The sequence below is a fragment of the Streptomyces sp. DH41 genome (assembly GCF_029813785.1).
In the GTDB taxonomy this organism is placed as follows: domain Bacteria; phylum Actinomycetota; class Actinomycetes; order Streptomycetales; family Streptomycetaceae; genus Streptomyces.
The window spans coordinates 165,852-178,648 of record NZ_JARVKY010000010.1 but is presented as its reverse complement, the minus strand read 5'-3'; the positions used below and the strand labels follow the sequence as shown (position 1 = coordinate 178,648).

At 71.8% G+C, this 12,797-nt stretch carries 13 protein-coding genes and 1 riboswitch; of the genes, 2 read left to right on the top strand and 11 right to left on the bottom strand.

Annotation, left to right across the window (positions count from 1 at the left end):
- Nucleotides 1–467: 467 nt before the first annotated feature.
- Entirely contained in the window at nucleotides 468–740 is a 273-nt protein-coding gene (locus tag QC283_RS18685) for a type II toxin-antitoxin system Phd/YefM family antitoxin (RefSeq protein ID WP_048457331.1), read from the top strand.
- Nucleotides 737–1,006 (top strand): type II toxin-antitoxin system RelE family toxin, encoded by a 270-nt coding sequence (locus QC283_RS18680; RefSeq protein ID WP_279562692.1) that lies wholly within the window; start codon nucleotides 737–739, stop codon nucleotides 1,004–1,006. Before QC283_RS18685 ends, QC283_RS18680 begins: the two co-directional genes overlap by 4 nt.
- A 37-nt stretch (nucleotides 1,007–1,043) precedes the next feature.
- Here the strand turns inward: QC283_RS18680 and QC283_RS18675 are convergent, their stop codons facing one another.
- The 11 genes from QC283_RS18675 to QC283_RS18625 form a co-directional block, all read right to left on the bottom strand.
- Nucleotides 1,044–1,997 carry a Ppx/GppA phosphatase family protein gene (locus QC283_RS18675; RefSeq protein WP_279562691.1) on the bottom strand — a complete coding sequence of 318 codons (954 nt, stop codon included), beginning with the start codon at nucleotides 1,995–1,997 and terminating at the stop codon, nucleotides 1,044–1,046.
- Nucleotides 1,994–2,542 (bottom strand): DUF501 domain-containing protein, encoded by a 549-nt coding sequence (locus QC283_RS18670; RefSeq protein ID WP_279562690.1) that lies wholly within the window; start codon nucleotides 2,540–2,542, stop codon nucleotides 1,994–1,996. Before QC283_RS18670 ends, QC283_RS18675 begins: the two co-directional genes overlap by 4 nt.
- Before the next feature lie 29 nt (nucleotides 2,543–2,571).
- Nucleotides 2,572–3,054, bottom strand: a complete 483-nt coding sequence (locus QC283_RS18665; RefSeq protein WP_279562689.1) for an FtsB family cell division protein — start codon at nucleotides 3,052–3,054, stop codon at nucleotides 2,572–2,574.
- Nucleotides 3,055–3,164: 110 nt separating this feature from the next.
- Nucleotides 3,165–4,445 carry a phosphopyruvate hydratase gene (gene eno / locus QC283_RS18660; protein WP_279562688.1) on the bottom strand — a complete coding sequence of 427 codons (1,281 nt, stop codon included), beginning with the start codon at nucleotides 4,443–4,445 and terminating at the stop codon, nucleotides 3,165–3,167.
- Nucleotides 4,446–4,702: 257 nt separating this feature from the next.
- On the bottom strand, nucleotides 4,703–5,449 hold the full coding sequence (locus QC283_RS18655) for a LysM peptidoglycan-binding domain-containing protein (protein WP_279562687.1): 747 nt from the start codon (nucleotides 5,447–5,449) through the stop codon (nucleotides 4,703–4,705).
- A gap of 3 nt (nucleotides 5,450–5,452) precedes the next feature.
- Nucleotides 5,453–5,619: riboswitch (cyclic di-AMP (ydaO/yuaA leader) on the bottom strand.
- Between the two features lie 182 nt (nucleotides 5,620–5,801).
- Complete coding sequence (locus QC283_RS18650; protein ID WP_279562686.1) at nucleotides 5,802–6,881, bottom strand: LysM peptidoglycan-binding domain-containing protein; 1,080 nt, start codon at nucleotides 6,879–6,881, stop codon at nucleotides 5,802–5,804.
- A 139-nt stretch (nucleotides 6,882–7,020) separates the two neighbouring features.
- Nucleotides 7,021–8,376 carry a cytochrome P450 family protein gene (locus QC283_RS18645; protein WP_279562685.1) on the bottom strand — a complete coding sequence of 452 codons (1,356 nt, stop codon included), beginning with the start codon at nucleotides 8,374–8,376 and terminating at the stop codon, nucleotides 7,021–7,023.
- A 50-nt stretch (nucleotides 8,377–8,426) separates the two neighbouring features.
- Nucleotides 8,427–9,425: a nucleoside triphosphate pyrophosphohydrolase gene (locus QC283_RS18640; RefSeq protein WP_443032633.1), complete on the bottom strand. Its 999-nt coding sequence runs from the start codon at nucleotides 9,423–9,425 to the stop codon at nucleotides 8,427–8,429.
- 187 nt (nucleotides 9,426–9,612) lie between these two features.
- Nucleotides 9,613–10,260, bottom strand: coding sequence for a SurA N-terminal domain-containing protein (locus QC283_RS18635; protein WP_279562683.1), 648 nt, complete (start codon nucleotides 10,258–10,260; stop codon nucleotides 9,613–9,615).
- Nucleotides 10,261–10,407: 147 nt separating this feature from the next.
- The gene (gene pkaE / locus QC283_RS18630) at nucleotides 10,408–11,898 is read right to left on the bottom strand and encodes a serine/threonine protein kinase PkaE (RefSeq protein WP_279562785.1); all 1,491 of its coding nucleotides are present in this window, start codon (nucleotides 11,896–11,898) and stop codon (nucleotides 10,408–10,410) included.
- A 38-nt stretch (nucleotides 11,899–11,936) separates the two neighbouring features.
- Nucleotides 11,937–12,674: a hypothetical protein gene (locus tag QC283_RS18625; RefSeq protein ID WP_279562682.1), complete on the bottom strand. Its 738-nt coding sequence runs from the start codon at nucleotides 12,672–12,674 to the stop codon at nucleotides 11,937–11,939.
- Nucleotides 12,675–12,797: the final 123 nt, after the last annotated feature.

Genomic DNA, 12,797 nt, shown 5'->3' with positions numbered 1-12,797 from the left:
ACAAGCTTCGGTGGTGCCTGTGCTACCATCCGCCGCCCACGTGACGGAGATCATGGTGGAGCAAGGAACCAGGGTGTGGCGCACCCCGTTGTCAATGCCGCGTGAGCTGCTCCTCCGCACCTCCGAGGCCGGTGGACCACCCTCCTGGAGCGTCCGCCCGAGAGGCCTTCCGAACACCGTCCTGAACACGTTCAAAGGGCAGTTGAACCCCCAAAAGGGTCAACCGACGCGCTCTCTTCGTCCGACCGGGCCCAATTCCTTGTGAAGAACTTCACGAAGTTTCCCGACAGGATGTCACCGTGGGGCCCCGAAGGGCCCCAGCAGCCGCTCAATCGTCGTCCGTCCTGCTCAGACCGCGACGGTGAGGACCCCTGCGCCAATGGCCACGCGACGCCGTAGAAGGGCGCGCACGCAAGCGATTCCGCCTTCGGATGCGGCGTGTACACGCGGATGCGTACACTGAGTTCATGACTGAGAACACCGTGACCGTACGGGAAGCCCGCGCGCACCTCGCCGATCACATCAACCGGGCCGAGGAAGGCGTCCCGACCGTCATCACGCGCAACGGCGCACCAGTGGCAGCCGTGGTCCCGATCTCGGACTTCGAAGCGCTGGAGGAAGCCGCCGACGTGATGTTGGCGCGCGAGGCCGAAGCCGTCCTGGCGGAGGGCGGCACCACCGTGACGATGGCGGAACTGCTGGCGGACCTGTTCACCGAGCAGGACGGCGAGGCGGCGTGAAGTACGCCTTCCGGTTCACCACTGCGGCGCAGCGGCAGCTACGGGCCATCAGCCGACCCGACGCCATGCGCATCCTGACCGCGCTGACCGCACTCGGTGACGACCCGTACCGCCAGGACGCCGACGTCAAGAAGCTCACCGGCCCGTCCGGGCTCTACCGGCTCCGGGTCGGAAGCTACCGGATCGCCTGCCGGATCAACGACGGCGAACTCGTCGCCCTCGTCGTCAAAGGGGGCGACCGGCGGGACGTCTGCCGCAATCCGTGACGCCCCGTCCGGTGCCGGCATCGCCTGGCAGTGCCGCTCAGCGCGCCTCGGCGGCGCAGCTGTGGGCGATGCCGTCAAGGATGTCGTGTTCACTCACGACGACCTCCTCCGCGCCCGTCCGTTCCATGATCGAGAGCAGGACGAGTGCCCCCGCTCCGATCACGTCGACACGGCCCGGATGCATGGAGGGGACCGCCGCGCGCTCGGCGTGGGTGGAGCGCAGCAGCCATTCGGTGATCTCACGGACCCGGTCTCGGGAGACGCGGGAGTGGTGGATGGCGGCCGAGTCGTACTCCGGCAGCTCCTGCGCGATCGCGGAGACGGTCGTGACCGAGCCGGCCAGCCCCACCAGCGTGCGCGCCTCGCGCAGGGGCACCGTCCGCTCGGCCAGGTCCAGGGCCGCCTCGATGTCGGCCCGCATCGCCGCGACCTGCCCGGCGGTGGGCGGGTCGGTCACGGCGCCGTCGCGCACCAGGTGCCGCTCCGTCATCCGGACGCAGCCGACGTCCACGGAACGGGCGGCGCGCACGTGGTCGTCGCCGACGACGAACTCCGTCGAGCCGCCCCCGATGTCGACGACCAGGTACGGCTTGTCGAGGTGGTCCCGTCCGCTCAGTTCCCTCGTGGCGCCGGTGAAGGAGAACTCGGCCTCCTGGTCGCCGGAGATGACCTCCGGCTCGACGCCGAGGATGTCCAGCACCCCGCGCACGAACACGTCCCGGTTCTCCGCGTCCCGGGAGGCGGAGGTCGCCACGAAACGCAGCCGCTCGGCGCCGTGCTCCTCGATGACCCCGGCGTACTCACGGCAGGCGGCGAAGGTCCGCTCCAGCGCCTCGGGCGCCAGCCGCCCGGTGCGGTCGACGCCCTGGCCGAGCCGCACGATGGTCATGCGGCGGTCCAGGTCCGTCAGCCCGCCCGTCTCCGGGTCGACGTCGGCGACCAGGAGCCGGATGGAGTTCGTACCGCAGTCGATGGCGGCGACACGGGTCACTTGCCGTCCTCCCCGCAGGTCTTCTCCGTCTCGCAGACCGTCACGCACGGCCCCTTGCGCCACCACTCCGGCAGCATCGCGATCGCCTCGTCGCCCAGCGGGTTGACACCGGGACCGGCCGCCAGCGAGTGGCCGACCAGCACGTGCAGACACTTCACCCGGTCCGGCATGCCGCCCGCGCTCGGGAAGCCGGTCAGCTCCTCGATCTCGTCGCGGCGCCGGATGTAGTCCTCGTGCGCCGCCCGGTAGGCGGCGGCCAGCTCCGGGTCGGTGGCCAGCCGCTCGGTCATCTCCTTCATCACGCCGTTCGCCTCCAGCGTGCCGATCGCGGAGGCCGCCCTCGGGCACGTCAGGTAGTACAGCGTGGGGAAGGGCGTGCCGTCGGGCAGCCGCGGTGCCGTCTCCACGACGTCCGGCTGCCCGCACGGGCAACGGTGCGCGATGGCGCGCAGGCCGCGCGGAGGCCGCCCGAGCTGCTGTTTGAAGGCCTCCACGTCCGCGTCGGTGGGCTCGGTGCGCGGGGTGGTCGGCGGGGGAGTCTGCATGACTGTCTTCTGCTGGTCTTCCTGTTGAGTCACTGCCGGTGGGCGGCGGCGTCGGCCTTGTCGACCCCGTCCCAGACGTTCCGGTACCAGGGCCGGTCGGCGGCACCGGCCTCGGCGCGGGCCTGCTCGGCCGCGTCCGGGTCGACGACGACGAACCCCGTCTCCCCCGGCATCACATAGTGCAGCCGCAGCCGGATCTGCTGCTCGGCGTAGGCGTCGTCCTGCCAGCGCGCCTTGAGGTCGCGCAGGTCCTCGACCCGGTCCCGGGTCTCCTGCCGCTCCCGCTGGAGGTCGGCGATCTCGGCGCGCTGGGCGACGTACTGCCGTATCGGGTAGGCGAGCGCCACGACGAGCGAGCAGAGCACCATCGCGAGCAGCGCGGCCCGGCCGGTCAGCCGGGAACGACGGGCCTGGCGCTTGGTCTGCGAGCGGTAGACCCGGGCCGCGGTCTGTTCCCCGATGATCCGGATCCTGGTCGCGGTGGAGAAACGGTCCCGGTCCTTCACCGCCATGTCTGTCCCCGCCTCCAGTCCATACGTGCGTACGTCCCCGCACACGGTACGGGACCGAGTACGGGGACGTACGTACGACGCTTACTACGAGTGCGGCGCTCAGCCCTTGCTCAGCCCTTGAAGCGGGGGAACGCGCTGCGGCCGGCGTACACCGCGGCGTCGTCGAGGATCTCCTCGATGCGCAGCAGCTGGTTGTACTTGGCGACGCGCTCGGAGCGGGCCGGGGCGCCGGTCTTGATCTGGCCGCAGTTGGTGGCGACGGCCAGGTCGGCGATGGTGACGTCCTCGGTCTCGCCGGAGCGGTGGGACATCATGCACTTGAAGCCGTTGCGCTGGGCCAGCTCCACGGCGTCCAGGGTCTCGGTCAGCGAACCGATCTGGTTCACCTTGACGAGCAGGGCGTTGGCGGCGTCCTCCTCGATGCCGCGGGCCAGGCGCTCCGGGTTGGTGACGAACAGGTCGTCGCCGACGATCTGGACCTTGTCGCCGAGCTTGCCGGTGAGCACCTTCCAGCCGTCCCAGTCGTCCTCGAACAGCGGGTCCTCGATGGAGACCAGCGGGTACGCCTCGACCAGCTCGGCGTAGTACTCGGTCATCTCGGCGGCCGAGCGGTCCTTGCCCTCGAAGGTGTAGACGCCGTCCTTGTAGAACTCGGACGCGGCGACGTCGAGCGCGAGGGCGATCTGCTCGCCGGGGGTGTAGCCGGCCTCCTTGATCGCCTCGAGGATGAGGTCGAGGGCCTCGCGGTTCGAGCCGAGGTTCGGGGCGAAGCCGCCCTCGTCGCCGAGGCCGGTGGCCAGGCCCTTGCTCTTCAGGACCTTCTTCAGGGTGTGGTAGACCTCGGCGCCCCAGCGCAGGGCCTCGGAGAAGGACTCCGCGCCGATCGGGGCGATCATGAACTCCTGGATGTCCACGTTCGAGTCGGCGTGCGACCCGCCGTTCAGGATGTTCATCATCGGCACCGGCAGCAGGTGCGCGTTGGGGCCGCCCAGGTAGCGGAAGAGCGGCAGGTCGCTGGCCTCGGAGGCGGCGTGGGCGACGGCGAGCGAGACGCCGAGGATGGCGTTGGCGCCCAGCGAGCCCTTGTTGTCGGTGGCGTCCAGGTCGGACATGGCCTGGTCGATCAGGCGCTGCTCGGTGGCGTCGTAGCCGACGAGCTCCGGGCCGATCTGCTCGATGACGGCGAGGACGGCCTTCTCCACGCCCTTGCCCAGGTAACGGCCCGCATCGCCGTCACGGAGTTCGACGGCCTCGAAGGCGCCGGTGGAGGCGCCGGACGGAACGGCGGCACGACCCGTGCTGCCGTCGTCGAGGCCGACCTCGACCTCGACCGTGGGGTTGCCTCGGGAGTCCAGGATTTCCCGGGCTACGACGACGTCGATGGACGGCACGAGCATCTCCTTCTTCAATGTGACGCTTAGGTGTGACGCGCGGGCCCACAGGACCGCGGCGGCTCTGCGGGACCGAGCCTAACCGGCTCCGGGCGATCGGCCAGCCGATCGCCCACCCGGTGGACAGAACCGAGAGTAAATTGTTTCCGAACGGAACAAAGACGTTTCCGGAAACCGGGAGGGGCCGGGGCGCAAAAATCCCGTCCCGGTGCGTACGGGGGAACACGCACCGGGACGGGAGTCGGGGGGGCCGCTGCCTACTTGAGGTGCAGCTGCTGGCCCGGGTAGATCAGGTCGGCGTCGTCGACGATGTCGTCGTTCAGCTTGAACACCTTCGCCCAGCCGCCCTCGACGTCGTGCTCCTCGGCGATCGAGCTGAGGGTGTCGCCCTCGACGACCTTGTACTCGCCGTCGCCCTTCTCGACCTTCTTGCCGGTCGGGGTGGTGACGGTCTTCTTCTCGGCCGCCGGGCGCTCGTCGGAACGGGAGGCCTTCTGCTCGGTGGAACGCTCGGCCGTGGAGCCGCCGCTCTGGCTCTGCGAGCTCTCGGAGCTGCCGGAACCCTCGGAGCTGCCGGAGCTCTCGGAGGAGCCGCCGTCCTGGCTCTCGCCGGAGCCGCCGCCGGTGTACGCGGCGCCCGACAGGCCGGTGCCGCAGACCGGCCAGGCACCCTTGCCCTGGCCCGCGAGCACCTTCTCGGCGATCTCGATCTGCTGCGCCTTGCTGGCCTGGTCGGCGGTGGAGGCGTACTGCGTACCGCCGTAGCCGGCCCAGGTGGAGGCGGAGAACTGCAGACCGCCGTAGTAACCGTTGCCGGTGTTGATGGACCAGTTGCCGCCGGACTCGCACTGGGCGACGGCGTCCCACTCGGACGCGGTGGCGGCGGAGGCGTTGCCGGCCGCCATCAGCGGGGCGGCGACGGCGGCACCGGTGACGCCGGCGACGGCGATGACACGGGTGGCCTTGGACGGGCGGCGGTGCTTGCCCTTGCCGGAAAACAGCATGGTTGATCCCCTCACCGACGCCTGCGAGGTGAGCTGTCGGGTTCGGGCCGGTTGAGTTGCCCGGCCGGGTTCCTCGCGGAACTCGGCTCCACCCCTAGCCGCTCCGGCTCAACTGCCCGGTGCGGCACTTACCTTGGGTCCCCCGCTCCTGCCTTCGGCGCTTGCGCGACGACTGTTCCCGGACGGCCGCTGGCAGGATTCGGCGTTGCGGCAGCCGGGGCCCGCGATGGCGAGCGGTCATGACCGTAGACACGCGCTCCGCGGTTTTTCAAAGACGATCACGGCTTCTGAGACCTATCTCTCACGTGATCCAAAACGGACATACAGTCTCTAACTATGACGCGAACTGGCCCTACTTTTCGCCCGATTCGCCCACGACCGTGAGCGTCTGACCGGGCAGGATGTGGTCCGGGTCGGCGCCGACGACCTCCTTGTTGCCGGTGTAGAGCGAGCGCCACCCGCCGTCGAGCTCAAGGGAGTCGGCGATACCCCAGAGACTGTCGCCGGAACGCACGGTGTACGCGCCGTCCACGACCTCTCGCGCCTGGCCCTCTCCGCGCGAGGCGTGCCGCCCCGACGACTCGGCCGTACGGCCGCTCGCCGCACCCTCTTCGGCGCTGCCGCCGCGGTGCCGTCCCTCGCCGGACTCACCGGTGTCGGTGAGTGCCGAAGAGCCGTCGGTCCGACCGGACTTGTCCGGTTCACCGACCTCCGGAGAGGCCGTGGGCGAACTGTCGACGCCCTGCGGATCGGCGCTCTCCACGGGGTCGGATTCGGTGGATGTGTCGGACTTGGTCGAATCGTTCTCGCTGCCCGACGAGGAGTCAGGGGTGGGCGAGGCGGACGACGAAGGGGACGAAGGGGATGAAGAGGACTCCTCGGGTGCGGGTTCCGACGACTCCGTCGAACCGGATGAGCCGGTCGAGCCGGTCGAGCCGGTCGAGCCGGAGGAACCGGACGAGCCGGAGGTGTCCGGCGTCCCCGAGGTGCCCGAGGTGCCCGAGCCCTGCGACGATCCGTCACCCGGCGAACCCGTGCCGCCGCCCACGGACCCCGCGTCGTTGCCCAGGCCCGCGAGCAGACCGCAGGTCGGCCAGGCGGCGATGCCCTGGTCCGCGTGCATCTTCTCGGCGACGTCTATCTGCTGGGAGCGGCTGGCCCGGTCGGCGCTCGGCGCGTACTCCAGGCCGCCGTACTGCTCCCAGGCGTCCTGGGACAGCTGCAGGCCTCCGTAGTACCCGTTGCCGCTGTTCTGGCTCCAGGCACCGCCGGTCTCGCACTGCGCGACCTGGTCCCAGTTCGCCCCGTCGGCCGCGTGGGCGCCGGTGGCGCCGAGGAGCGGGATCGCGATGGCGGAGCCGGTCACTCCGGCGGCGACGACCAGGGCGGGAGCCTGGCGGGGGCGACGGTGACGACCGTTCCCGGAGAGCATGCGACGACCTTTCGGAGACAACGGGGACCGCGTGGCGGTGATGCTCGGCCACGCTGATCCGTGAACGTATAGGCAGATGATCGCTTGTCACAAGTTCATGCCGCGCAGATCACGTGAAGATCACAGAGATGAGCGCGTGTCACTTTTGCGTTGGCGACGAACCGTTGACCGCGGATGACGACGGAACGGGTGTGAACGACACGGGCAAGGTGCGCAGACCGCGCATGATGAGCCCGCCGCGCCAGCGCAGCTCGGCAGGGTCCGCGTCGAGGCGCAGGTCCGGGAGTCGGGTGAGCAGCGTGGCGAGGGCGGTCTGCCCCTCCAGCCGGGCGAGCGGGGCGCCGAGGCAGTAGTGGATGCCGTGGCCGTACCCGAGGTGCTGGCTGTCCCTGCGGGCGAGGTCGAGGGTGTCCGGGTCCGTGAACCGCTCCGGGTCCCGGTCGGCGGCGGCGAGGACGACCAGTACGGGGTCGCCGGCCGCGATGTCCTGCCCGCCGATGGTGAGCGGCCGGGTGGCGAAGCGCCAGGTGGCCATTTCCACCGGGCCGTCGTAGCGCAGCAGTTCCTCGACGCCGGTCTCCAGCAGGGCGCGCTCACCGGCGGCGAGGGACGTCTGCAGCCGGGACCGCTGGTCCGGGTGGGTGAGCAGGGCGTACGTGCCGTTGCCGATCAGGTTGACCGTGGTCTCGAAACCCGCGAACAACAGGATGAAGGCCATCGCCGCCACCTCGTTCTCGGTGAGGTGCTCGCCGTGGTCGGAGGCGCGGATGAGCGCGGAGACGAGGTCCTCGTCGGGGCCGGGCTCGGGCGGCAGCGCCGCGCGCTTGCGGTGGATGAGGTCGGCGAGGTAGCCCCGCATCTTCTTCACCGACCGCGCGACCCCGCCCCGAGGCCCGCCACCGTGGCGGATCATCATCCCCGCCCAGTCCCGGAAGTCGTCCTGGTCCTCGCGGGGTACGCCGAGCAGGTCGCAGATGGCGTAGATGGGCAGCGGGAAGGCGAACTCGTGGATCAGGTCGGCGGACCCCGTGCCGGCGAACCGGTCGATGAGGTCGTCGGCGAGCTCCTGCACCCGGGGCGCGAACTCGGCGACCCGGCGGGGCGTGAACGCCTTGCTGACCAGCCGGCGCAGCCTGGTGTGGTCGGGCGGGTCGATGTTCAGCAGATGCGTCATCAACTCGGCCTTCCGCTCCCCCGGAATGCCGGTCTTGCCCTTGGCGTGCGCGGGCTCGTCGTGGTGCGCCGGGTTCTTGGACAGCCGCGGGTCGGCGAGGGCCTGCTTGGCTTCGGCGTACCGCGTGACCAGCCAGGCCTCCACACCGCTGGGCAGCCGTGTCCGGTGCACGGGGGCGTGCTCGCGCAGCCAGGCGTAGGCGGGGTAGGGGTCGCCGGCGAACTCCCAGGTGAAGAGCTCGGGGGCGGGGACGGCGGGGGCTGCGCTGTCGGGGCCGGCGCCGGCGGGCGTGGGGTGGTCGGGCGTGGGGTGGTCGGTCACACCTTGACCGTATCCGGGGAGCCGGAGGCCTCCTCAGTCCCCCGGCGTCCTCAGTCCCCGGCGCCCTCGGTCTGCCTGATCGCGTCCCGGTACGCCCGTGCCGCCGCTCGCAGTGCCGCCTCCGGGTCCGTGCCCTCGGCCTCGGCGCGTGCCGCCAGGGCCAGTAGCTCGTAGCCGATGCCCTCGCCCGACGGGAGCGGGACCGGGAGGCCGGCCGTGCGCACCCGGGAGGCGAGCTTGGCGGCGAGGGCGAGGCCGGGCTGGCCGAGGGGGACGCCCTCGGTGACCGAGGTGCGCTGCTTCTCGGCCGCCTTGGTGCGCAGCCAGTGCTCCCTGACCTCCTCGGGGGTGGACGCCGTCTCGTCGCCGAAGACGTGCGGGTGGCGGTGGATCAGCTTGGTGACGATGGTGCCGGCGACGTCGTCGACGGAGAACGGCGCGTCGGGGTCCTCCTCGGCGATGCGGGCGTGGAAGACGACCTGGAGGAGCACGTCGCCCAGCTCCTCGCGCAGTTCGTCGCGGTCGCCGTCCTCGATCGCCTCGACGAGTTCGTACGCCTCCTCGATGGCGTACTTCGCGAGGCCCTTGTGGGTGCGCTGCGACGACCACGGGCACTCGACGCGGATGCGGTCCATGACCTGGACGAGGTCGAGCAGGCGCGCGCCCGGAAGGTCGTAGGAGGCGGGGAGCAGCTCCAGGTCCGGCATCCGCAGGCGGCCCGATCCGGCGAGGCGGGCCAGTCCGTCGGTGAGGGCGGGGTCGCCCTCACCGGTCGCCACGACCACCACCGTGTGACCGCCGGCGCAGGCGGCGACCAGTTCCTCGGCGGTGGGGGCCGTCTCGTCGACCCGTATGCCCGCCTCGCGCAGATACGGCAGCTGCGGGTGCGTCCCGTCGGCGCACAGCACACGGTCGGCGGTGCGCAGGGCCTGCCAGGCGGGCCAGGACAGCAGGCCGGGGGCGACGCGGTGGCTGGTGGTGAGCAGGACGACGCGGCCGGGGTCGGCGGCGGTGCCGGGGGTGGCGTCGGCGGTGGTTGCGTTCACCATCAGAACGTAACGCACAGGGCCGACAGCCCCGTGAGTTGTCCACAGGGGCCCAGGGGTCCCGAGATCCAGGAGCCCCGGGGTCCCGAGATCCCGGGGTCCCGAGATCCCGGGGTCCCGAGATCCCGGGGTCCCGAGAGCCCGGGGTCCCGTGCCGTCCGGCGAGGCCGTCCGCCGCCCCGCCCTGCCGTTACGCCGTCTGTCGCGTCTGCGCCGCCGTGGTCTCCCGCAGCCACGGCACCTTGGTGTCGACGCGGCTGCTCTTCTGGACGTCCCAGGCGCCGTAGCGCGGGTTGAGGTCGACGTCGAGCTTCTCGGAGGCCTCGGACAGGGCCTGCCAGAACTCGGGCCGGCTGGTGTCGGTGCCGAGGGTCTCGGCGAGCTTCTGGGCCTCCAGCTGGACGCGGAGGTTGTCGTCGAGGCGCTCGGGCGGGACGCCGTACTGCTGCAGCCAGACCGTCTCCAGCGCCTCGGCGCCGCCGGCCTGTTCCTCGAGGCCGCCGCGCATCCGCTGGACGTCCTTGCGGGTGACGGTCACGCCCGCGTCCTGGGCCGCGCGGTGCAGGACCCGGTCGAGGACCATGCTGTGCAGGGTGTCGCGGGTGAGGCCGCCGGTGCGGGCGAGGACCTGCTGGTACTGGGCGTCGTCCGGGACGGCGGCCCGCTGTGCCTCGCGTACCTCGTCGACGCGGTTCTCCAGCTGGGCGACGGTGATCCGCTGGTCGCCCACGACGGCCGCCGCTCCCGGATGCGCGTCGTTGCCGCAGGCGGTGAGCAGGGGCGCCGCGACGGCGATCGCGGCGGTGAGGAGGAGCGCGGTGCGACGGCGGCGGTGCAAGGAAACCTCCCGAGGAGAGCTTGTGCGACGGTGCACAAAGTCTTGCGATGATCGATGGTAGGCAGTGGCCGGGCTCTGGCCAACCCATTCGACCAACGATTCACCGGGACTTCGGGCACCGCCTCGCCCCTGGCGGGGTGGCGGTCGTCAGCCGCGTACCTGACCGAGCCACTGCAGGGTGCGCCGGATCTCGGCCGCGAGCGGGTGGCCGGGGCCGTGCAGGCTCTCCACGTCGTGCAGCAGCCGGGCCAGCGTCTCGTGGGCGGCGGCGCGGTCGCCCAGGGCGAGGAGCAGGTGGCCGACGCGGCGGCGGACGTCGTGGGCGAGGCCGGGGTCGCCGGCGACGTACTGGTTCTCGTAGTACGGCAGCAGCGCGCGGTACTCGGCGAGGGCGGCGGCCGGTTCGCCGAGCTGTTCCAGGCACTGGGCGGCGTCGTAGCGGTGGCGCAGGGACTGGGGGTCGGCCTGGCCGGCCTCGGCGGCGCGTTCGCCGGCGAGGCGGCGCAGCTCCGGCAGTGCGCGCCGGTACTGGCCGTCGTCCATCAGGGTGGCCGCGTACTGCTTGCGCAGGGTGCGCACGACCGGGGAGCGCTCGCCGTGCTGTTCGGCGGCGGCGGGCAGGATCGCGCCGAGGATGTCGACGGCCTGGGTGATGCGGCCCTCGCCGAGGAGGCGTTTGACGTCGTCGACGGCGCGGGCCACGTCCGGCTTCTCGGCCTCGGCGGCGGGCGCCACGGGGGCCGGCTGGGGCGCGGGGGTGCGCGCGCGGTCGGGCCAGGGGGCGTGCGGGCGTACGAAGGGGCGGGTGGGGTCGAGGGGCCCGCCGGTGGGCATGCCGCGTGCGGGCAGCAGCAGCGCCAGGTGCTCGTAGACCTCCTGGGCGGAGGCGGGGCGGTGCTGCGGGTCCTTGGCGAGCAGGCGCAGCACGAGGGTTTCGAGCTCCTCGGGGACTTCGGGGCGGATACGGCGTACGGGCAGCGGCGGTTCGTACAGGTGCCGGTGGAGCACGCCGAGGGCGGTGGAGCCGGCGAACGGGACGTCGCCGCTGAGCAGTTCGTGCAGGAGTACGCCGAGTGCGTAGAGGTCGGTGTACGGGCCGACCGCGCCGCCCATCGCCTGCTCGGGCGCCATGTAGGCGGGCGAGCCTATGGGGGTGCCGGTGTGGGTGAGGCGGGTGGTGTCGGCGTCCATGACGGAGGCGACGCCGAGGTCGAGGACGGTGACGGTGCCGTCCTGCTTCACCATCACGTTGCGCGGCTTGAGGTCGCGGTGGACGATCGGCACGGCGTGCACGGCGCTCAGGACGGCGCACAACTGGGCCGCGACCGCGACCGCCCACTGCCAGGGGTACGGGTCGTGTTCGGCGAGGTGGTCGGAGAGGTCGGCGCCGTCGACGTACTGCATGACGAGGAACAGTTCCTCGCCCTCGCTGCCCGCGTCGTGCACCGTGACGAGACCGGGGTGGTCGACCTGTGCGGTCACCCGGCACTCGCGCACGAACCGGCGGCGCAGTTCGTCGGCCTCCTGGCCGGCCACCTTGTCGGGGCGCAGCAGCTTCACCGCGACGCGCCGGTCGAGCCTCCGGTCGTACGCCGTCCAGACCTGGCCCATGCCGCCCTGCCCGATGAGCGTGGACAGCTCGTACCGGTCGGCGACGACACGGCCGGTCGTCACGGTCACCTTCCGCCCTGGTTGTCGCCGTTGCCGTTGCCGTTGCTGTTGCCGTCGTGGGCGCGCAGGTAGTCGCTGAGCTCGTCGAGCTCGGCGCGGACCTGGTCGATGCGGGCGGGGGTGGGATGTCCGGGCGGCGGGGTGGAAGCGGGTCCCCGGGGCACGGGCGTCTGAGGCACCGGCGGCTGGGGGGTCGGTCCCTGGCTTGTCGGCATCTGGTGTACCGGCGTCTGGTGTACCGGCGTCTGGTGTACCGGCGACTGGGGCGCCGGGAACCCGGGGTGCGCGGACCTCGGGGCCGGGGCGAGCGGGGGCTGCGACACGACCGTGGGCGCGTACGGTCCCGCGGGGTGGCTCTGGCCGTAGTACGCGGCGGGGGCCTGCCGCGGCGGCGCGTAGCCCGCGAACTGGCGCGGTACGGCGTGCAGGCGTATGTCGACCACGAGGAAGTACGCGCTGGCCGCGGCCCCGATCAGCAGGAGAGCGATCATGGCGAGGTCCGTGCGGCGGTCGCTCTCCGGCAGCTCACCGACCACGGCGAGGCAGCCGATCGACACCGGCAGGCTCAGCCAGGCCACGGTCCAGTCGAGCCCGCGGCCGCGCAGCACGGCGATCCGGAACAGCGGGACGCAGGCGAGCAGACCGCACGTCAAAAAGCCCGCGGCGGCGAACAGCACGCGCAGGGTGATGACGGTGGCCGCGCCGCGGGAGGGCGGCGGCCCGGCGGCGCTGTTGCCGTACATGACTGCTCCTGGACCATGATGCCGACGTGCCGAACGGACGAACGGGCCGTTCAGTGTGGAAGTCCGAGCGTATAGGCCCGGACCGACAGTGGTCCCCGGTTGTACCGAACCGTTGCCGTACCG

Bases quoted from the DNA above. Each gene is read 5' to 3' on its own strand.
- QC283_RS18685 (WP_048457331.1), top strand. From the start codon at position 468: ATGACTGAGAACACCGTGACCGTACGGGAAGCCCGCGCGCACCTCGCC.
- QC283_RS18670 (WP_279562690.1), bottom strand. From the start codon at position 2,542: ATGCAGACTCCCCCGCCGACCACCCCGCGCACCGAGCCCACCGACGCG.
- QC283_RS18665 (WP_279562689.1), bottom strand. From the start codon at position 3,054: ATGGCGGTGAAGGACCGGGACCGTTTCTCCACCGCGACCAGGATCCGG.
- QC283_RS18655 (WP_279562687.1), bottom strand. From the start codon at position 5,449: ATGCTGTTTTCCGGCAAGGGCAAGCACCGCCGCCCGTCCAAGGCCACC.
- QC283_RS18650 (WP_279562686.1), bottom strand. From the start codon at position 6,881: ATGCTCTCCGGGAACGGTCGTCACCGTCGCCCCCGCCAGGCTCCCGCC.
- QC283_RS18640 (WP_443032633.1), bottom strand. From the start codon at position 9,425: ATGGTGAACGCAACCACCGCCGACGCCACCCCCGGCACCGCCGCCGAC.
- QC283_RS18625 (WP_279562682.1), bottom strand. From the start codon at position 12,674: ATGTACGGCAACAGCGCCGCCGGGCCGCCGCCCTCCCGCGGCGCGGCC.